Raw genomic sequence first — 20,937 nt, 5'->3', positions numbered from 1 at the left:
AGAGCAAAACGGTCAGCAAAAACCTAAGCCAGCCATGAAGAGCTGTCCGAATTCGATGATGTCAGGCGGGAGTTATTGCATTGTGTCGGCAACACGTAGCGATGTCTGGACCGGATAAGGCACGCATATTCCAGGAGGCTGAAAAAAGAAGTTTCAGCTCCCGCAATCCCTGCAGGTTTTGACCTGGAAGCGTTTCTGCAGAATCAGGCCCGTGTCTGTGCGGAAGAAAAGCTTACGGCCGCCGTAGCCGCCGACGCTGGAGGCGCTTACCGTCACGCCCTCGTTGGCCAGCACCTCCATGGCGACCTGCACGTTGCGGTTTCCAGCCGATGCGTCGCAATTCTGATGCAGCGGGGAGGCCCCGCCAAAAACCTTGCATTCGAGGCTCTTTGCTGAAATTCCTGCCTTGGCGAATTCCCGCAGCAGGCTCCAGATGGACGAGTCGACGTACCGGTACTGATCGCCGCTGGATCTGCTCCCTGGAAAATCGCCGATGCGCGGCAGCAAGGCATGAAAAATTCCGCCCCAGCGGTATTTCGCGCAATACATGGTCACGGAAACGCACGAACCGAGCACCGTCTGCACCAGAGTCGGGGCGGCATAGACTCCTCCCTGCCCTACCAGCAGGTAGTCATGAGGCAGCTCCCGACAATCTTCGAGGCCGTCAACGGCCTGTGTCGGGACGATCATCCTGTTTTTTGCGATTCTTTGCATTGCCGACTTGGAAACCTTGGGTGTACGTTCAGGGCAGCGATCATTCTGTAGATAAAAGTAACCTTTATCCATGCACATGTCATCAGAAGAAAACACCTTTCGCTCGGGTCTGCGGCTGGAACTGCCCTATCTTGTCGATGCCCTGGGCAAGGACCACGGCTTTTTGCATGATGCCCGGCAATTTGAGTTCCTGGCGGAAATCGTCGCCGATCATCATCTCAACGGGTCCACTCCGCTCTCCTCGTTCCTTGTGGCAGGATGTGATCGCGGGCTCGACGCCTACAGTCTGTGCATCACCCTGCTGGAAGAGGCCAAAGAGCACTCCGGGCTCCAATTTTCAATACTGGCTACGGATTTCCTGCCTGTCAACGTTAGCCAGGCCAAACGCGGGGTGTACTCTTCGTCCAGCGTCCGGGATTTGCCGCAAGCCCTGATCAAACGCTATTTTCTGCGCAGTCGCAATTCCGCCACGAACCTGGTTCGGCTGCGGCCCGGGGTGCGCGACATGGTCAATTTCCGGTGTCAGGACATTTTCGAGTCCTTCGCCCTGCGCGAACCCATGGATGTCATTGTCTGCCGTCAGGTACTGCATCATTTTCACCCCGCCCTGGCTCTGGCCCTGGCCGGCCGTCTACGTCAGTATCTGGCTCCGGGCGGCATTCTGGTCCTGGGGGCGCGCATGCCGCGAATGCCGGGTTTCCGTCACCTGGATCATGCGCTGTATCAGGCGATCTAGGCACTTCAAATCCATTTCCTGGTTTACTCTCTGGTCGTAACGTTATATAAGCAAAAAAATCAGTTTGTTGTATGCAAATCCGGAGCCTGCGTGCATGAAAAATAAAATACGCATTCTTATAGTGGATGATTCGGCCCTGGTCCGCCAGACACTGACCTCCATCTATTCCTCGGATCCGGAGATCGAGGTCATCGGCGCGGCGGGAGACCCCTTCGCGGCGGCGGAGATCATGCGCGATCAGACCCCGGATGTCCTTTCCCTGGATGTGGAGATGCCGCGCATGGACGGAATCACGTTTCTCAAAAAGATCATGACCCAGCACCCCATTCCGACCATCATCTGCTCCACCCTGACCGAAAAAAACGCCGAAACGACCATGAAGGCCCTGGAATACGGGGCCGTGTCCATCATCCAGAAGCCCAAGGTGGGCACCAAGCAGTTCATGGAGGAGTCGCGGATCATGCTCTGCGACGAGGTCAAGGCCGCAGCCAAGGCAAAGGTGGTCAAATATGTGCCCCGGACCTTGAAGATCACTCAGAAACTCAACGCCGACGTCATGCTGCCCAAGGCCGCGTCCAACGCCATGATCCAGACCACGGAGAAGGTTGTCGTGGTCGGGGCCTCCACGGGCGGGACCGAGGCCCTCTTGACCCTGCTGCAATCCATGCCGGTGGATTGCCCGGGCATCGTCATTGTCCAGCACATGCCGGAGAAATTCACGGCCGCCTTTGCCCAGCGCCTGAACACCCTGTGCGACATCGTGGTCAAGGAAGCCGTCGACAACGACACCGTGCTGCGCGGTCAGGCCCTCGTCGCCCCGGGCAATCAGCACATGCTGCTTAAACGCAGCGGCGCCAGATATTACGTGCAGGTCAAGGAGGGACCGCTGGTCTCACGGCACCGCCCTTCCGTGGACGTGCTCTTCCGGTCGGCTGCGCGTTACGCGGGCAAAAACGCGGTGGGCGTCATCATGACCGGCATGGGCGACGATGGAGCCAAGGCCATGCTTGAGATGCACGAGGCCGGAGCCGTGACCGTGGCCCAGGATGAGGCGTCATGCGTTGTCTTCGGCATGCCCGGCGAGGCCATCAAACTGGGCGGCGTGGACAAAATAGTGCCGCTGACCCAGATCGCGCCCCTGGTTCTGCAATTGTGCCGATCCTGACCGGCGGATCGGCACAAGCGGATTACACCAGACCCAGTTTGCGCAGCTCTTCGATGACCTTGCGCCGTTCGATGGGCTTGACCAGATAGGCTGAAGCCCCGCCTTGAAAAAAGGACTGGGTCACGTTTTTCACGTCATCCAGGGCGCTGGTCATGATGACCCTCACTTCGTTCTGCGGTGTCACGCCGCGCTCCTTCTCCCTGTCCCGGATGATCTTCAACGCCTCATGCCCGCTCATGTTCGGCATCATTATGTCCAGAAACATGACGTCATAGGGCTGGTTCGCCGCCCAGGCCAGTTCGAAAGCCTTGACGGCTTCGACTCCATCCACGGCGACATCGCACTCTCCGTATTCGAGCAGCAGTTGGTGCATCACTTTGCGGCCGACAAAATCATCTTCAACGATCAGTATTCGCATTCAGACCTCTCTGTTTCTGACGGTATTTCAAGACTGACAGGATGATGGTTGCACGGGATTGTTGTAAAAAGTCGTCATCCCCTTGAAGAAGGGAATCCATGTTTTTTTAACCGCCTGGAATGAACTTCGTCTCATTGTCCGTCATGGCCCTGCCGGGCACGCGCTTGCGGGAATGACATTCAGACTCTTTCGCGATTTTTTGCGGTGGCCTCATGGTGTTATATTTTCATGGCTGGCTTTTTTTCCTCCGGCCCGGCTCTGTTTCACGGAGCAGGCCGACGCCTTTTCTCAAAATATTGTCCTCGTCAATCCGCCTGGCGCGCTCCCCTGCGGGGCAGGGACACGACCCTGGCGATCTCCTGGTTGATTTTACAAATGTCAAAAGGTTTGCTCAGGTATCCATCCATTTCCGCAGCCAGAAATTTTTCCTGATCCCCGGCCATGGCGTGAGCGGTCAGGGCGATAATGGGGATCGTTGATACGTGCGCGAATGGCGCGGCATGGCGGATGGCCCGGGTGGTCTGGATTCCGTCCAGTACCGGCATCTGAATGTCCATCAGCACCAGATCGAAATCATGGACCATGAGTACTTCAAGGGCCTCCTGGCCATCACGGGCCGTTGTGACCACATACCCTGATTTTTCCAGCAGGCGCTGTCCGCAAAGCAGATTGACCGCATCGTCCTCGACCATGAGCAGGCGCAGGCCCGGCACTCCATCGCAGTGTCCGCAGGATGTGGGATCTTCCCCGCTGCGATCAGGCGGCAGCCCAAACGGCAGGGAAACATACACCGCCGTGCCCTGCCCGGAGACTGAATCCAGACAGAGGCTACCGCCCATGCGTTGCACGAGTTTGCGCACGATGGTCAGCCCCAGCCCCACTCCCTGATGGCGTCTGGTGTAGGAGCCGTCGCTTTGGATGAAAGGTTCGAAGATGTCGCGCTGGGTTTGCTCCGACATGCCAAGGCCCGAGTCGGTGACGCAAAAAAGCAGTCGCAGCGGCGCGCCCGCCGTGAACGGAAGGGGCGTGATATCGACGCTTACGTAGCCTTTGTCAGCGAATTTGAGGGAGTTGCCGACCAGATTGAAAAGTATCTGCACCAGCCGCGCCTCGTCGCCCAGGACCTGTTTCGGCAGGCCGGGGTCCACTCTGAAGTCGTAGGCGATGCCTGCTTCCTTTACTGCCTGGCCGAACAATTCCGTGAGCGCCTTTTCGACATCCATGATGTCGAAGGCATGCTCCCGGAAAATCAGTCTGTCCGCCTCGATCTTTGAAATGTCGAGAATGTCGCTCAGGAGGCGGGTCAGGCGTTCCGATGATTTGATGGCCGTGTGCAGGCATTCTTGTTGCTCCGCGTCCAGGTTCGAGCCCTGCATGAGCTGCAGCATGCCGAGGATGCCGTTCAATGGCGTGCGGATTTCGTGGCTCATGTTGGCCAGAAATTCGGACTTGAGCTTGTTCGCGGCCTCCGCCTCGTCCTTGGCCAGGCGCAGGGAATCCTCGATTCTCTTCAAATGGGTCAGGTCGTTCAGAATCGCGTAATAGCCATCCACGACACCATGACTCGAATAATCGGGAATGAGATAGACATCGACAAAGCGTTCGCCCATTTCCGGATACGTCAAAGTGGCCCCGTAATGCACGGTCTTGCCCTGAAAAACCTGTTCGATATGCCCCCGTGTGGCCTCGAAAGCCTTTTCGCCGATGACCTCCGCGACGGTGTTGCCGATAAGGTTCCCGGGCGAGAAAAAACTGGAATACGTGGCGTTGACAAAGCGGTAGCGCAGATCCTTATCAATATACGAGACCAGTTGCGGCAGGATGTCGACGATCTTCTTGAAGTTGATGTCGCGCTTGCGCAGCTCCTCTTCCGTGTGGCGGCGTTTGGTGATGTCCTCCTTGATGGCTACATAATGGGTGGTCCGCCCATCAGGGTCGAGGATGGGCGCGATGAGGGCGGATTCCCAGTACAGGCTGCCGTCCTTGTGGCGGTTGCGAAACTCGCCCCGCCACTGCCGGCCGGATTCGATCGTGCGCCAGAGATCCTGATACTCTTCGCGCGATTTGTAGCCCGAACCGAGAATGCGGGGATTCTGTCCCCGGGCTTCGTCGAAGGAATATCCCGAAAGCTCCGTGAATTTGGGATTGACGTATTCGATGTTGCCTTGCGGGTCGGTCATGACGATACAGGCCGGACTCTGCTCGACCATCTGCATGAGGGAGCGCATCCGCTCCTCGGTCCGTACGCGTTCGGAAATGTCCCGCACGATGCCCCAGGCGTACCTGACGACGCCGTGGTCGTCATGGACCGCGAAATCCCGCAGTTCCACCGGGAACACGTGCCCGTCCTTGTGGATGTATTCTTTCCGGTACACTCCCGTGTCGCCGGATTTGAACAGCCTCGTCCAGATCTCGTCCCGCTGCCAGTCATGCCATTTCTCGGGTGTGAGCGCGTAGAAATCGCCCAGGGCGCGTAGCTCCGGCAGCGAATAGCCCGTCATGTCGCAGTATGCCTTGTTGGCATCCAGAAAGCGTCCTTCCGCGTCGGCCAGGATGAACCCGTCCCGGCTCAGTTCGAAAAGCGCCCGGAAATGCTTTTCGCTCTGGCGCAGCTGCCGCTCGGCTTCCTTGCGCGTGGTAATGTCCCGGCTGAAGGCCAGGACGCAGGACCGGCCGTCTATGCTGGCCCCGGCCGTAGTCACCTCCACATCGAAGATCGACCCGTCCTTTCTGCGATGCCTGGTCTCGAAAACCGAATTGACTTGCGAAAAATCGGAAAACAGCTCTTTGATCATGCCTTCGGTCATGTTCGCTTCGTAGTCCCAGGTGCGCAAACCCAGCACCTCGGCGGGAGTGTAGCCGAGCATGTCCGCAAAGCGCCTGTTGGCTTCGATGATGCGATGGTTCTGGTCGACGACGACAATGGCGTCGAGGCTTCGATCCATGAGCATCTCGCGCATGGCGTCCATTTTCTGCCGCTCCCTTTTTTCCTCCAGCAGCATGGTTTGCTGATAGGCTTTTTCGGACAGGGAGTTGGCGATGACGAAAAGGGCATCAGCCACGCGGCGGAACTGCGCCTCTTCCATGAAAGGCACCTCTTTCATGGCCTCGCGGTATTCCTGCGGGTCGGCGCCGATGGTTTTCGCATAGCCGAGCATGGCCTCCTCGTCTGCGAGGCTGGAGCGCACCTGCCCGATGAGCCAGTTGGCGACATGCCTGCCGCCCACGGTGATGCTCACGCCTGCATCCCACAACCCGCCGCTCATGCAGCGGCTTACGTTCGGGCCGCTTGGGTTGTACGCACCAAGCAGGGCGTCGGAGCGCATGCAGTTCTCGTTTCCCGCTCTGGATCCGCGGATGACCTGACTGCAGAGCCGGGTAAAATTGCTTGGCCTGGTTAATGGAAGCCCTTCGGGAGAAGTGATCAGAGATGCGACGCCCGTAGCCATGGCAAAACTGTCCTGAATAATCTGGACCTCCCGCAGATCGAAGAAATCTTCAAAACGCAGGTCACCGTTATTTTTCAGGGGCATGGTTTTGGTCATGGCTGGTTTATTCCCGAAATAAATTCAAGACAATGTCGATTCATGATTTCTCCGGAAAACGGATTCCCGTCCTGCGCAGCACGTCCAGCAATTCGGGTGCGCTGACGGGTTTGGCGATGTAGTCATCCATTCCGGCGGCCAGGAACTTCTCCCGGTCTCCACTCATGGCGTATGCCGTCATGGCCACAATGGGGATGCGGGATTTGTCCCCCAGGGACGTTTCGGAGCGGATTCCGGCAGTGGCCTGTAGCCCGTCCATGACCGGCAACTGCACGTCCATGAGGATCACATCGAAATCATGTGCCCGCAACAGCGGCAGCACCTCGCTGCCGTCCGTGGCCATGCTGACGGTGTGTCCGGCCTTTTCCAGGACACGACGGGCCGCGAACATGCTCACGGAATCGTCTTCGACAAGGAGAATGCGCAGCCCTGCCAAATCGCTGTCTGCTTTGCCCTTGATGGGGGCCGGGTCATGACTGGCGGTCTGTGCGGCGGTGGAAGCGGACATAGGCAGGGAGAAACAGATCGTGGTCCCGTTTGCGGAGCTGTCAACGCACAGGCATCCGTCCATCAGCCCAACGATGCGTTTGACGATGGCGAGCCCCAAACCCGCGCCCTGATGCCGGCGGACATAGGAATCCTCGCCCTGCACAAACGGGGTGAAAATATCTTTAAGTTGGTGATCGGAAATTCCGGGCCCGGAATCGGTGACGCAAAAGAGAATCCTGGGCGATGCCCCGCCCGGCAACGGGCCGACCTCTACCCTCACGAAACCGGCGCGGGTGAATTTAAGAGAGTTGCCCACCAGGTTGAAGAGCACTTGGCGCAGCCGGGATTCGTCTCCCTCCAGCATGGACGGCAGGGTGTCGTCGAGGATGAATTCGAGGCTCAGGTTTTTACCCTGGGCGGCCAGGGTGAAAAGTCCCAGGGTCGAAGCCCGCAATTCGCGGGGGGCGAAGGGCGCGGACTGGATGGCCAGTTTACCGGATTCGATCCTGGCCAGATCAAGGATGTCCGAGAGCAAGCCGTTCAGCCGTCCGGCCGAGGTGTTGGCCAATTCGAGAAGTTTTTTCTGTTCGCCAGGAAGGTCCTGGGACTCGAACAAATGCAGGATGCCCATGATCCCGTTTAAAGGGGTGCGGATTTCGTGACTCATGTTGGCCAGAAATTCCGACTTGGCCACATTGGCGGCCTCGGCGGCGTCCTTGGCCTGACGAAGGTCCCGCTCGTAGCGTTTGCGGTCGGTTATGTCCGTGAAAATGCAGGCGAAGCGCATGGGTGTTGGGCGAAACGCGCTGACCTGGAAGAATTTGTCCTGGGCCGAGGCATATTCCTCGAAAAATACAGGTTCTCCCGTCAGGGCCACCTTCCCGTAAGTGTCGATCCAGACCTGTTCGACCAGGGGCAGGACTTCGCGCACCGTCCTGCCCTTAATGTCCTTGCCTGCAAGTCCGGTGTGCCGTTCGAAGGCCGGATTGACCTCCAGAAAACGGTAATCAACGGGCCGGCCTGAGGCGTCGCAAATGATCTCGTGCAGGGCGAACCCGTCCAGCATGTGCTGGAACAGGGCTTCGTAGCGTTGTTCGAGAGCCCTCTTTTCCGTGATGTCCTGAAAGGTGCCGAGCACCTTGGACACGCGCCCGTTCTCCCACATCGCCTCCCCGCTGGTGCGGATCCGTATCCGCTCTCCGCCGACCGGGGTGAACGTCAACTCCAGGTCATAGGGAAGGCCATGAGTCACGCAGTTCTCGAATGCTTGGCGGATGAGTTCCCGGTCCTCGGGCTCGTAACAGGCCTGGCTGCTTCTGATATGCTCCGGCGAACCCGGCTCGAACTGGTCGGGTGCAAAGCCGTGCAGGCGATAAAGCTCCCGGGTCCAGGTCATGACGCCCTGCGTCACATCCCACTGCCAGCCGCCAATGCGGCTCAGGCGCTGGGTCATGTTGAGGAGGGCTTCGCTCTTGCCCAGTTCCTCCTGGGCGCGCTTGTGTTCCAGAATATCCCACAGCAGGGTGCCAAGCTCGGTCAAGGCCTGCACGTCCTCGTCGGTGTAGTCCGACGCCTTGTTGCCCATTGCCACGATGGCCACGATTCTTTCGACGCGGAAGACCGGCAAAAGCATCATGCGGACCAGCGGCGGATGGCCGGAAGGCATCCCCTTCTTGTGTCCCAGGGCGGCGTAGTCGTTGTGGACCACTGCACGGCGCAGGCGCACGCAATCCGCCCAGACCCCGGATTGCCCCAGGTCATAGGGCAGGTTTTTCTCCGGGACCATGAAGCCGGTGCGCAGCGTCCTGGTGGACCAGGCCTGCATGGTCATGGTCCGCTGCTTCTCGTCAAGGAAATGCAGGAAGCTCAGCGTGCTGCCGGTCACGGTTTCGGCCTCGTCCAGGGCCTTGCGCAAGAGATCTTTGAGGGAATGGTTGATGGCGTATTCGCCGAGCCGTTGGCGGGCGAGCAGGAGGGCTTCACGGCGCCTGCGCTCGGTCAGGTCCATGGCGAAAATCGCCACCGCCGCCACCGTGCCGTCGGAGCCGAGCACCGGGCTCAGGCTGTGGCGCATCCAGCGGCCATGGCGTTCGTCCTCGAAGGCCACGGGCCGGGCGTTGCGCACCAGGTCTTCGACCATGCGTTTTCGGGTCTGCGCGGCTTCAGGGGGAATGAAATCATAGATGGACTGGCCCAGGCATTCCTCGACGGTCCTGCCCACCCGGGCGGCAAAGGTCTTGTTGACGGTGATGACCTTGCCGTCCGGTTCGAGCAGCGCCGCGGACTCGTCGATGGAATTGAGCAGGGAGGCCAGGTGGGCCTCGCTCTTATGCAGGGCGAGGATGCTGTGCACATGCTCCGTGATGTCGATGTTGGTGCCGAGGATGCCCAGGGTTTCGTCGCCTTTGCGAATGGGGGCGACGATGTCGCGAAAAATGCGTTTTTCGCCGTTTGGCAGGACGTATTCCTTTTCGCCCGTAAGGACCTCCCCCGCATAGACGCGTTCGTTGACCGAGCGCCAGGTGCTGCGGATCTCCTCCGAAACGTCGGCGTCGTCGACCCTGGTGGTGGACAGATCGCCCCACAGGCGCACGGATGCGTCGCTCTGTATGATGATGTTTTCGTTCAAATCTCGAGCCCAGAAATCCAGGGGCAGATTGCGCAGCATGGCCTGCATGAGCGCGTCCTGGTGAGCCAGGGTCTCCTCGGCCAGTGCTGCCGCGCAGGTAATGTCTTCAAGTTCGGTCACCCTGCGGCGCAGCGATTCAAGCTCACGCAGTAGATCTTCAGATGCCTGTCCCTGCTCGGGATTAGTCTTCAGGTCGTTTTCTCGTGTGGGCATCATGCTTCCTAAGGATTAGATTCCAGGGTGCCTTTTTCGTTCGAAACACCTCGTGCACATGGCTCCGGTTCGATATTTTTTCGGGCAATGACATTGGAAATGATTTCGTAAAGAGTCTCGCAACTCAGAGGCTTGGCGATATAGCCATCCATGCTTCCGGCCAGGAATTTCTCCCGGTCGCCGCTCATGGCGTAGGCGGTCATGGCCACGATGGGGATGCGGGATTTTTCACCCAGGGTTGCATCGCCACGAATCATTGCCGTGGCTTCCAAACCGTCCATGACCGGCATCTGCACATCCATGAGGATAAGGTCAAACTCCGACTCCCGCAGCAATTCGACAGCCTGCCCACCGTTCGTGGCCGGGGTGACCGCATGTCCCGCCTTGCCCAGAATGCGCCGCGCGGCGAACATGTTCACCGGATCGTCCTCAGCGAGCAGAATACGCAGATTCCCGTGCCCTGTCTTTTCAGAATGTTCGCATTCGACGATTGTTTTTGCCGGTGCTTCCGGGATCCTGAAGTTCAGGGAAAAACATATCGTCGTGCCGCTGTCCGAACTGTCGATGGCCAGCGACCCGCCCATCATGCGCATGAGACGTCCGACAATGGCCAGGCCAAGTCCCGCCCCCTGGTGGTAGCGCACATAGGACCCCTCGCCCTGCACGAAAGGCTCGAAAATGGCGGGCAAGAGCGTGTCGCTGATGCCCTCACCGCTGTCTTGGACAGAAAACAGAAGTCGGCATCCGTTGTCGGCCTGGCTGGACAGCAAACTTATCTGCGTTTGCACGAAACCTTCATTGGTAAATTTGACTGCGTTTCCAACCAGGTTGAAAAGAATCTGCCGCAGCCGCAGATCATCCCCGATCAACCTTGGAGGAAGATCAGGAGCCAGCTCAACGACAAGGCTTATGCCTTTCTCCTGCGCGGGGATTGAAAAAAGAGTTATAATGGAAGTCCGCATCTCTTCAAGGTCAAAAGCGCGTTCCGTCAACAACAACTTACCAGCTTCGATCCGGGAGATGTCCAGAATGTCTGACAAAAGTGCTGTCAGACGCCGGCCCGAAACATCGGCCATGCGCACGTAGTTTTTTTGCTCTTCGGTCAGGGATGAGGAGTCAAGCAACTGCAGCATGCCCATTATCCCGTTCAACGGCGTGCGGATCTCGTGGCTCATGTTGGCCAGAAAGGCGCTCTTGGCGACGCTTGCAGCCAGGGCAGCGTCGCGTACGCCCACAAGTTCGAGTTCCATGGCCTTGCGTTCGGTGATGTCCGCGTGCGAACCGGCCATGCGGCATGGCACGCCTTCATCGTCGCGCAGGCAGGTGCCTCGCCCCATGATCCAGCGGTAGGTTCCGTCCTTGTGGCGCAGCCTGTATTCAATGACGAAGTGGGACGCATCGCTGCTGAAAAACTGGTTGTTCACGGCCAGCACCCGCTCCCTGTCCTCGGGATGAATCCTGCTTCGCCATTCCTCCAGGTCGTTGCGCAGTTCGTGATCCTCGTAGCCGATGATCTCCTTCCAGCGCGGGGAAAAATAGACCTGGTCGGCAACCCGGTCCCAATCCCAGATGCCGTCATTGCTGCCGGCGATGGCCAGTGCCAGACGCTCCTGAGTCTGACGCAAGGCATCAAGGATCTGGCTGCGCTCGGTCACGTCCCGGAAAAGGCCCACGGCGCAGGACGTTCCATTGATCTTGAGCAAAAAACTGCGGATGTCGGCCGTGAAAACACTCCCATCCCGGTGCAGGCAGGGCAGCGCCTCCGCAACGTCTGTTTGCCCGAGGGCCTGGGCGTTGAAATTGCCAAGAACCTCTTCAAGATTTTCCTGCGGATGGATATCGTCTACTTTCAACCCGCGAAACTCCTCTTCGGAGTAGCCGAACATTCGGCACACGGCGGGGTTGGCGAAAACAAAACGTCGAGTCACGCTGTCGGCGGCCAGAATTCCATCGGAGTTGGCATCGAAGAGGGCTTTGTAGCGTTTCTCGCTGTCCGTGATCTGAACCTGTGCCCTGCGCAATCGATATATGTGACTGATCAGGGTCACTACAAGGGCTATCAGCGTAACCAGGAACACGACCGCGACAAAAATTTCCGTACCGTATTGGGAAAGGATGGAGAAAGGCTTGCCCCGGACTTCGCTGCTCGAAGGCAGCTGGAATTCCTTGATGCCGAAGCGGGTCAGGACCGCATGGTCAAAAACATAACGGTTGGCCTCGCTGCCTTCGACCACAGGTATTGAATGAGCAGGCGTTCCCGCCAGTATTTTCAGGGTCAACTGGCCAGCGATGCGCCCTTGCTCCGTGTGCGAGATGATCCTGCCTCCGAAGATTCCCTGGCCTAGACCATGTTCCCAGAGATGCAGCACCGGCACGCGCGTGTGAGCCAGAATGAATTTCAAAGCATCTTCAAAGGACCTGGTTATAAGGTCACGGTCACGATATGCGGAAAGCAGCAGGACGGCTTCATCCTGCCGCAGAGCGGAAAGTCTGTCCCTAAGTTCGTTCCAGGTCATGGTGTCAAGGCCCAGAACCTGGAGGCTTTTTTCGGAAAAAAACTCACGCTGCGCCAGATAGGTGCGCAGGTCGCCCTGACCGCCAGGCTCCCCGTCGACCAGCGCGTAGACCGTTTTCAACCCGGGCCTCAAGCGCCACATGGCTTCAAGAGTCTCACGTATTGAAATGGATTCGATGACGCCGGTGATGCCTGGAGTACCGCTCAATGCGTGGGCCAGGTCCTGATTGTTGACGCCGCAAAAAATCACGGGTCTCCCTGCGAAGAGCTCCTGACGGTTATCCAAGGCGAAATGCAATGCAGCGTCATCGGCAACGACGAAAGCGTCGTAGGCAGGGACTTTTTTCAGCTTAAAGCGCAGATGTTCCAAAAAGAGCGCCTCATACTCGGTTCCGGAAAAACGCTTGGTGTCCATGAATTCGACGTCAAGGGTGATGCCCGCCGGTTCCAATTCCGTACGCAGCCCCTCGGTTTGTTGAAAAAAGGTCGGAAAACCTGGATGATAGGAACTGATAAAAAGCACCCGCTCCCCTTCTGCCAAGGCAGAGAGCGGAAACAGACAGAGCAGCAAGAGGGGGAGGAACTGCCGCGCACCGCACCGCACCACCTGCGGGATTGCGCTGTCGGTCAAACGTAAACTCTTCATTCCATCCCCCAAAAAGTTTGTATTCACATCCTGTTGAATTCCACCACCCTGTCCATGGCTTCGACCAGGGTATTCATGTTCACGGGTTTGGGGATGTAGTCGTCCATGCCCGCGTCCAGGAACCGCTCCCTGTCTCCGCTCATGGCGAAAGCGGTCACGGCGATGATGGGAATCCGGGCTTTGCCGCAGAGGGACTGCTCCGCCCGGATGCGCCGGGTCGCCTTTACTCATTCAGCTGGCCCTGTTGGCGAGTATGAAATAGCCAATGTTTTGTGGTCAACATGTTTTTTTGAAAACCTGCCGAAAGCGCTATCGCCATGGATGCCGGTGCAGGCTGCGGGCCGCCGTCATGCATTTGAGCCAGAAATCACTGTTTTTGTGAGTATTTACCCCTTGTCCGACAAACGGCTTGCCAACAACGGCCCAAACGCGGCCTTCATGGCCGCAATACGCCTCAAATAAATAATTTGCGCGTCCGACAAATAAATGCTTGCCCAAGAAAAACTGACTACCATATCATAGACACATGAGCGCACTAGGAAGTTATCTCACCGAGCGCAGAAAAGCACTCGCCGCCAAACATTCCGGATATTCAATCCGGAGCGTGGCCAAGCGTATCGGCATCCATCATTCCTACTTGAGCAAGCTGGAACGCGGTGAGAACGCGCCCCTGACGGAAGAGCGCATCCACGCCCTGGCCAGGCTTCTGGGAGAAGATCCGGATCTGCTCATGGCTCTGTCCGGGAAATTGTCCGATCGTATCACCGGACTCATCCGTTCAAATCCCCTGCTTTTTCTCGGCAGCGTGGAAGCACTTGAAAAGCAGAACGCAAGCATGCCCGATGCTCCGGCCCTGCGCAAGGATCTGCGCAAAAACGAACTCGAAGAGCTGACCCGCCTGCTGCGCGACGAAATACGGGAGCGCCAGGTTCTTGAGTCGCAACTGCGCGAGCAGCAGCGGGTGCAGCGCACCATTCTGGAAAATCTGCAGGACGTGTCGGTGACGCTGCTGGATTCCCAGTTTCGCATTCTGTGGTCAAATTCCCCGGTTACCGAAAGCCCTGCGAATTTTCTGGATCACCACGATTTGAAGAAGAGTGAGCCGGCAAGCCAAAACGGTTCAAGCGAATCCGAATCGGGAGCTTTCAGCACCGCCTGGCGGGCCATGAAGACCCGCACAGTGCAAAACGGAACCTACAGGTCCCCGGACGGCAAGCATTGGCTCGTTCGCAGCGCCCCGGTGCTCGATACTCATGACAACGTGACCCAGATCGTCCACATGCAGTTCGAGGTTACGGAGCTCATGCATGCCAAGCAGGCCCTGGAGGCCAGCGAGCAGCGCTGGAAATTCGCCCTGGAGGGGGCGCAGGAAGCAGTGTGGGATTATGATGTCCCTTCCGGAAGAATGCAGTGCTCGCCTTCGTGGTACACGATGCTTGGCTACAAGGATGGGGACCTTGAACCGACCATCACGCAATGGGAAGCCCTGCTCCACCACGATGACCGCGTTCCGACCTTGAACATGCTTTCAGCCCATTTTCGCGGGGAAACGGATTTTTATGATTTTGAATATCGCCTGCGCTGCAGTGACGGTTCCTACAAATGGATCCACTCACGGGGTAAGCTCATGGAGAAAAGCGGCATTGGGACACCGATACGCATTATCGGCACGAACTACGACATGAGCGAGCGCAAGGCGGCCGAAGAACAGATCCTCGCCAACGAGGCTTTCCTTGAAAATCTGCTCGGCAGCATCGAGGAAGGAATCAGCGTGCTCGCACCGGACATGACGGTTCGCTACGCCAACCAGACCATGACCCGCTGGTATGCCGAAGAGATGCCCGTCGTGGGACGCAAATGCCATCAGGCCTTTCATCGTCTGGGCGAGTGCTGTTCCCGCTGTCCGGCGGTCAGAACCCTGCGCACGGGTCGCAATGAATTCGAAATACTCGAAATCATGTCCTCAACGGCCTCTCGCGCCATCGAATTCAACGCATATCCGATCAAGGATGCGCAAAGCGGACTGGTCACCGGCGTCATTGTCTTCGTGCGCGACATCACCTCCAAAAGACAGATTCAGCAGGCCCTGGCCGAAATCGAGAACAAGTATCACACCATCTACGAAGGCGCGCCCATCGGCATGTGCACGGTGGACGCCCGTGGCCGGTTCGTGTCCATGAACCCCAGCTACGCCCGCCTCTACGGCTACGCGTCATCCGGCAAGATGATGAATTCCGTGCGCGACGTATCCGAGCTTTTTGATTCTGCTGAAGATTGGCAGCGGCTGCGGAAGATGCTCCAAGCGCAGGACGAAATTTTCGGATTTGAGTGCCGCATTCGCCGCGCCGACGGGAGCACAATCTGGACTTCCCGCACCATCCGCGTGGTTCGCGACGCCCGGGGCGAGCTTTTACAGTATGATGTTTTTGTAGAGGATATCGAAGCCAGAAAGACTCTCGAACTGCTTACGAGCGGTTCGCAATGAGTTCACGGTTTCATTTTTTTCTGGCTTTTGATCAATAAATCCGCGTAGGAAGAGCCTCACCGCCTTGGCATCGGCCCAGGCGGCCAAGTTCATCCACCCGGAGCGTGGTGCAGCCCTGCAGGCGAATTTTCGCCGTTTCACTCACAAGGAGGGGGGAATGAAAAACATCAAGTTGGGGATCAAGATCGGCGGAGGTTTCGGAGTTCTGATTCTTATCGCATGCGCTTTGGGTGGTCTGGCCGTATTCAACATGAAAACCGTCGAGGGAGATTCCATCCGGCTGGCCCATGAGTATGTGCCGGAAGTCGGGATGGCCAACGAACTTGAACGCACGTCTTTGCTGACCATGTATGCCTGGCGCGGCTACTCCTTTACAGAAGAAAGCTCCTTTTTGGATGAAGGGCGCAAACAGCTGGCATCCGTGCAGCAGGCCCTGAGCACGGCCGAAAAGCATGCGCAGACATTTCCGGCCCTTGTCAAACTGAAGGAACAGATTGTCCAGGCAAAAAGTGAAGTCGCCGAATATGCCAGCTTGGCGGATCAGACCGTGGCCACTATACAAGTGATGAACAATGATCGAAAAAATCTGGATCTTGGCGCCGCCCAGTACATGAAAAATTGCGCGGATTTCCTTGCGGGACAGAATCAGGCCATGAACCAGGAGATCACGGCAGGGGCCGCTCCGGATCAACTGGCCGAGCGGCTTCAAAAAATATCTCTGGTCAACGAAATCATTAAAATGGGCAATGACACGCGCATCCAGGTCTGGCGCGCTCAAGCACAGCGTGATCCGAAGATTATCGAATCAGCCATGGACAATTTTCCCAAAATGGATGTGCTGTTTGATAAATTGAAGTCCATCACGCGCCTGGACGTAGATCTCGACAGAATTGCGGAAACCCGCGATGCCGCGCTCCAATACAAGAATGCCATGCTCAGCCTGAACGAGCATTGGAAGGAGCTGAGCGAGATCAACGCCAAGCGCACCAAGACCGGTGAGGCCGTGCTTGTTTCCGCTCAGACCACCGCGGAAGCCGGACTTGAAGGCACGCAAAAGATCGCCGACGATGCCGTCGCCAATCTGAACTCGGCCTCCACTGTCATGATCGGTGGCCTGAGCGTCGGCGTCATCATCGGCATCCTCACCGCCATTTTCCTGACCAAGGGCATCACCGGCCCGGTGCAGCTGGGCGTGGATTTTGCCCGCAAGCTGGCTCAGGGTGACCTGACCGCCAAACTGGACGTGGACCAGAAGGACGAAGTCGGCATCCTGGCCCAGGCGCTGCGCGACATGGTCGCCAAGCTGCGCGAGATCGTGACCGAAGTGCAGTCGGCTTCCGACAACGTGGCCTCGGGTTCCGAGGAACTGAGCGCTTCGGCCGAACAGCTCTCCCAGGGCGCGACCGAGCAGGCCGCCTCTGTTGAAGAGGTATCGTCGAGTATGGAAGAGATGGGCTCCAACATCCGCCAGAACGCCGACAACGCCTCCCAGACCGAAAAGATCGCCCTCAAGGCCGCCCTTGACGCCGAAGCCGGCGGCAAGGCAGTGGTCCAGGCCGTGGGCGCCATGAAGAACATCGCCGAGAAGATCTCCATCGTCGAGGAGATCGCCCGCCAGACCAACCTCTTGGCCCTCAATGCTGCCATCGAAGCTGCCCGCGCAGGCGAACACGGCAAGGGCTTCGCGGTGGTCGCGGCGGAAGTGCGCAAATTGGCCGAACGCAGCGGCACGGCCGCGGCCGAGATCAGCGAACTGTCCTCCTCCACCGTGAGCGTGGCCGATCAGGCCGGGCAGATGCTGGTCAAGCTGGTCCCGGACATCCAGCGCACGGCAGAGCTGGTGCAGGAGATTTCCGCCGCCTCAAACGAACAGAACGCCGGTGCCGAACAGATCAACAAGGCCTTGCAGCAGCTTGATCAGGTCATTCAGCAGAACGCCTCGGCTTCCGAGGAGATGGCTTCCACTTCCGAAGAACTGTCCAGCCAGGCCGAGCAGCTGCAGTCCTCCATCTCCTTCTTCCATCTGGGCGCGACAGCGGCCCGCGTCACCCGTCAGGCCGCCCATCGCGGACGGCCGCAGGCCTCCCGCAAGGCGGCTCCCAAGGCCCTGGCCGCCAAGGGATCAGCCAGCGGCTTGGCCCTTGATATGGGACGCGACGATGAAGATGATGAATTCGAACGTTTCTAACCAAAGGTCGAGGTGACTCATGAGTGACAACACTACCCTGCAGTACCTGACCTTCGGTCTTGGCGAGGAGGTCTTTGCCCTGGAGACGGGTTCCGTGCGCGAGGTCATCGAGCTCGTGTCCGTGACCCGCATCCCCAAGACGCCGGCCTACATGCGCGGGGTCATCAATCTGCGCGGCCATGCCGTGCCGGTGGTCGACCTGCGCATAAAGTTCGACATGCCAACGGCCCAGGATACTGTGAATACATGCATCATAATAGTTGATGTGGAAGTTGAAGGCGAAAACTGCTACATGGGCGCGATAGTTGACTCGGTACGCGAAGTGTTCGAGATGACCAGCGACCAGATCAACCCGCCGCCGCGCATGGGCACGGCCATCAGGGCTGACTTCATCCGGGGCATGGGCAAGCAGAACGAGGAGTTCATCATGATCCTCGACATCGGCAGGGTCTTCTCCCCCGAGGAACTGCAGGTTCTGCGCAGCACCGAAGAACTGGAAGCGTAACACAAGAAACAACGCGGGCCGGACATTAACTCCGGCCCGCATCATGAACAAGGACCGGTCCATGCCCCACGAAAAAGCGCATCCTCTCCACGAACTGGGTTCTGTGATGGAGGAATGCGCCAACAGCCTGCCCATCCTTCTGCCCCGCCTTGCCGGTGTCATCAAAGACAGAGAAGAGGAATTTCTCGGACTTGGGTCCACGATTTTCGGCATCAATTCAAAAGCCAACACGTTTTCCGCCACGGCTTCGGCCATGGCGTCTTCCGTCGGAGAAGGCGCGCTGCACGCGGCCATCGGCGAACTGCAGACCCGGGCCGACGAGGCAAAAGCCGTATTTTCTTCCGTCTCGTCCACGGAGCAATTGCAAGGCATGTCCGAGGTGCTGGGCCTTATTCGCAGCCTGGACCAAGCCATGGCCCAATTTTTCAATATGGTGCAGACCTTGAAAGTGCTCGAAATCACCACCCGCATCGAGAGCGCCCGCCTGGGCAGCGCCGGTGCCGGGTTCACCACCCTGGCCGACGATGTCAGGGCGCTGGGCACGATCATCGACGAGCACACGGAAAAAATCCGCGAGCATTCGCACCTGCTCATGAACCAGGTGACCTCCGCCTGCGAGCGCAGCAAAATGCAGATCGCTTCGCAGAAACGCATTGTCGAGGACATGTTCACGGAACTCTTTGCCGGCATTTCCGAACTCGAGTCCATGCGCACCCATTCGGCCGGTCTGGTTCAGGATCTGGCCCACGGGTCGCGGCAGGTGACCGAGAGCATGGGACAGGTCATCGCCTCGGTGCAATTTCACGATATCACCCGCCAGCAGGTCGAACACGTCGAGGAAATTCTGGATCAGGCCGTTCGGGAAATCCGCACCAGCGCAAATAATGATGGCGATCCAGGCCTTGGAGCCTGGGTGCGGGACGTGCTCACGCTCCAGGCTCCGCAACTGCGTCAGGCGCAGGAAATGTTTTCGGGGGCCGTGGAAGAGCTTATCAGCAATTTGATCTCCATCGGACATGGCATCAAGGACCTGCACGGCAAGATCACCGCCGTGGCCTATGCGGACAGGAAAGGCGGCGTTTCCATTCTCGATGCCATTCGGCATCACATCGGCGATGTCACGAACGCCATGCGGACCACCAGCGGACACATCTCGGAGACATCCAAAACCATGTCGCACATGGCGGAAACCATCTCCACGGTCAGCACCTTCGTGCACGGCATCGAGGACATCGGGGCCGAAATCGAGCTCATCGCCCTGAACGCCCGGGTCAAAGCCGCCCACACCGGAGACCAGGGCCGCACCCTCGGGGTCATCGCCATGGAAATCCAGAATCTTTCCGTGGACGCCCGCGCCCGCACCGGTACGGTGGCCGAAATCCTGAATCGCATTTCCTCCGTGGCCGAACGCCTCTCCACCCTGGCCCGTGACTCGGACGTGTCCGAAATGGTGGGCGGAATCCAAGGCCGTTTTGAAACCGTGCTCGACCATCTGGCCGGTCTTGATGCCGAACTCGGGACAAACATCGCACACCTCTCGGAGCTTAGCACAGGGCTTGTGTCACAAATCAACGCCTTGACATCTTCCATCCATTTCCATGAGTTGGTATCGGACCAATTGTTGACCTTGGAAAAAGAAATCACGGTCTTGAAAGACACGTTCGCCCCCTTCTCTACAGAGCTCGACACGGCCAGACAGCCCGAGAAATTGCGGGAGCAGCTCTCCAGGTACACCATGGACAGCGAACGGCTGGTCCACTTGTCCGTACTTGGGCACCATGGCACCGCTCATGAAGATGGCGAGGTCGATCTGTTCGGCGATAATGACGTCGAACTTTTCGGCGATGAAAATGTCGAGCTCTTCAGTGATGACAACGTGGAGCTTTTTGACGACGACAATGTCGAACTTTTCGACGGGCAGCCGAACGCGCCAAAAAAGAAGGCCGAACCCGAAGAGGATCTCGGCGACAACGTGGAACTTTTCTAAAATCAGGAGCCTTTCATGTTTTCATGCACCGTCCAGGGCCCCCCGGAACACCCGGTCATAAAACTTTCCGGCAATCTCACCCTCGATCATTCCAGGGATATACACGCCGAGCTGCTGGCCCGTTTGCCTCAGGCCAGCGCCATTACCCTTGATTTGGCTGATTCGGAAAAATCGGACCTCTCTTTTGTGCAGATCCTTTGCTCCCTCTTGAAGGATGAGGACAAAAGAATCAGCTTCGTGAACCTGCCCACCCACCTGCTCGAAAATGCGGCGAGCCTTGGGGCGGACGGGCTCATCAAAGAAATAACGAGCCGTACAGAGGAAAACGTATGAGTAAAACCATAATGACGGTTGATGACTCGGCCAGCGTCCGTCAGATGGTCAGCCTGACCCTCAAAGACGCCGGCTATGCGGTCATCGAGGCCTGCGACGGCAAGGACGCCCTGGCCAAACTCTCCGGGCCGGTGGACATGATCGTGACCGATCTCAATATGCCCAACATGAATGGCATCGAACTTATCCGCGCCGTGCGCGCTACGCCTCAGTACAAGTTCGTGCCCATTATCATGCTGACCACGGAATCCCAGGCTTCCACCAAAGAGGAAGGCAAGGCGGCCGGGGCCACCGGCTGGATCGTCAAACCGTTCAAGCCGGATCAGCTCCTGGCAGTGGCCAAGAAACTGCTGCGCTAACCCACCTCGG

15 protein-coding genes are annotated in these 20,937 nt (G+C 58.1%); 9 read left to right on the top strand and 6 right to left on the bottom strand.

Annotation, left to right across the window (positions count from 1 at the left end; genetic code table 11):
* Positions 1–153: 153 nt before the first annotated feature.
* The gene (locus DBAC_RS07175) at positions 154–690 is read right to left on the bottom strand and encodes a chemotaxis protein CheD (RefSeq protein WP_015773618.1); all 537 of its coding nucleotides are present in this window, start codon (positions 688–690) and stop codon (positions 154–156) included.
* Between the two features lie 94 nt (positions 691–784).
* Here DBAC_RS07175 and DBAC_RS17815 point away from each other — a divergent pair, with 94 nt between their 5' ends.
* Both DBAC_RS17815 and DBAC_RS07165 read left to right on the top strand, forming a co-directional pair.
* On the top strand, positions 785–1,450 hold the full coding sequence (locus DBAC_RS17815; RefSeq protein ID WP_015773617.1) for a CheR family methyltransferase: 666 nt from the start codon (positions 785–787) through the stop codon (positions 1,448–1,450).
* A 94-nt stretch (positions 1,451–1,544) separates the two neighbouring features.
* On the top strand, positions 1,545–2,615 hold the full coding sequence (locus DBAC_RS07165) for a protein-glutamate methylesterase/protein-glutamine glutaminase (RefSeq protein WP_015773616.1): 1,071 nt from the start codon (positions 1,545–1,547) through the stop codon (positions 2,613–2,615).
* 22 nt (positions 2,616–2,637) lie between these two features.
* Here DBAC_RS07165 and DBAC_RS07160 read toward each other — a convergent pair whose 3' ends face one another.
* From DBAC_RS07160 to DBAC_RS19795, 5 genes are all read right to left on the bottom strand, one after another.
* Complete coding sequence (locus DBAC_RS07160; RefSeq protein WP_015773615.1) at positions 2,638–3,033, bottom strand: response regulator; 396 nt, start codon at positions 3,031–3,033, stop codon at positions 2,638–2,640.
* Positions 3,034–3,338: 305 nt separating this feature from the next.
* Positions 3,339–6,578, bottom strand: a complete 3,240-nt coding sequence (locus DBAC_RS17810; RefSeq protein ID WP_015773614.1) for a PAS domain S-box protein — start codon at positions 6,576–6,578, stop codon at positions 3,339–3,341.
* A gap of 40 nt (positions 6,579–6,618) precedes the next feature.
* On the bottom strand, positions 6,619–9,912 hold the full coding sequence (locus DBAC_RS17805) for a PAS domain S-box protein (protein ID WP_081434380.1): 3,294 nt from the start codon (positions 9,910–9,912) through the stop codon (positions 6,619–6,621).
* Positions 9,913–9,917: 5 nt separating this feature from the next.
* Positions 9,918–13,070 carry a PAS domain S-box protein gene (locus tag DBAC_RS07145; protein ID WP_015773612.1) on the bottom strand — a complete coding sequence of 1,051 codons (3,153 nt, stop codon included), beginning with the start codon at positions 13,068–13,070 and terminating at the stop codon, positions 9,918–9,920.
* 23 nt (positions 13,071–13,093) lie between these two features.
* Entirely contained in the window at positions 13,094–13,234 is a 141-nt protein-coding gene (locus DBAC_RS19795; protein WP_267195245.1) for a response regulator, read from the bottom strand.
* Here DBAC_RS19795 and DBAC_RS19790 point away from each other — a divergent pair.
* The 7 genes from DBAC_RS19790 (at position 13,212) to DBAC_RS07110 (ending at position 20,927) form a co-directional block, all read left to right on the top strand.
* Positions 13,212–13,532 (top strand): hypothetical protein, encoded by a 321-nt coding sequence (locus DBAC_RS19790; RefSeq protein ID WP_043810619.1) that lies wholly within the window; start codon positions 13,212–13,214, stop codon positions 13,530–13,532. The two genes, DBAC_RS19795 and DBAC_RS19790, sit on opposite strands and share 23 nt — an antisense overlap.
* 64 nt (positions 13,533–13,596) lie before the next feature.
* On the top strand, positions 13,597–15,555 hold the full coding sequence (locus tag DBAC_RS07135) for a PAS domain S-box protein (RefSeq protein WP_015773611.1): 1,959 nt from the start codon (positions 13,597–13,599) through the stop codon (positions 15,553–15,555).
* A gap of 157 nt (positions 15,556–15,712) precedes the next feature.
* The gene (locus DBAC_RS07130; RefSeq protein ID WP_015773610.1) at positions 15,713–17,743 is read left to right on the top strand and encodes a methyl-accepting chemotaxis protein; all 2,031 of its coding nucleotides are present in this window, start codon (positions 15,713–15,715) and stop codon (positions 17,741–17,743) included.
* A 19-nt stretch (positions 17,744–17,762) separates the two neighbouring features.
* On the top strand, positions 17,763–18,248 hold the full coding sequence (locus tag DBAC_RS07125) for a chemotaxis protein CheW (RefSeq protein WP_015773609.1): 486 nt from the start codon (positions 17,763–17,765) through the stop codon (positions 18,246–18,248).
* Positions 18,249–18,309: 61 nt separating this feature from the next.
* Complete coding sequence (locus tag DBAC_RS07120) at positions 18,310–20,235, top strand: methyl-accepting chemotaxis protein (protein ID WP_015773608.1); 1,926 nt, start codon at positions 18,310–18,312, stop codon at positions 20,233–20,235.
* A 15-nt stretch (positions 20,236–20,250) separates the two neighbouring features.
* Positions 20,251–20,568, top strand: coding sequence for an STAS domain-containing protein (locus DBAC_RS07115; RefSeq protein WP_015773607.1), 318 nt, complete (start codon positions 20,251–20,253; stop codon positions 20,566–20,568).
* Positions 20,565–20,927, top strand: a complete 363-nt coding sequence (locus DBAC_RS07110; protein ID WP_015773606.1) for a response regulator — start codon at positions 20,565–20,567, stop codon at positions 20,925–20,927. Before DBAC_RS07115 ends, DBAC_RS07110 begins: the two co-directional genes overlap by 4 nt.
* Positions 20,928–20,937 lie beyond the last annotated feature (10 nt).

It is taken from the genome of Desulfomicrobium baculatum DSM 4028 (assembly GCF_000023225.1).
GTDB classification, from domain to species: Bacteria; Desulfobacterota; Desulfovibrionia; order Desulfovibrionales; family Desulfomicrobiaceae; genus Desulfomicrobium; species Desulfomicrobium baculatum.
This window is presented reverse-complemented; position numbering and strand designations above follow the sequence as displayed.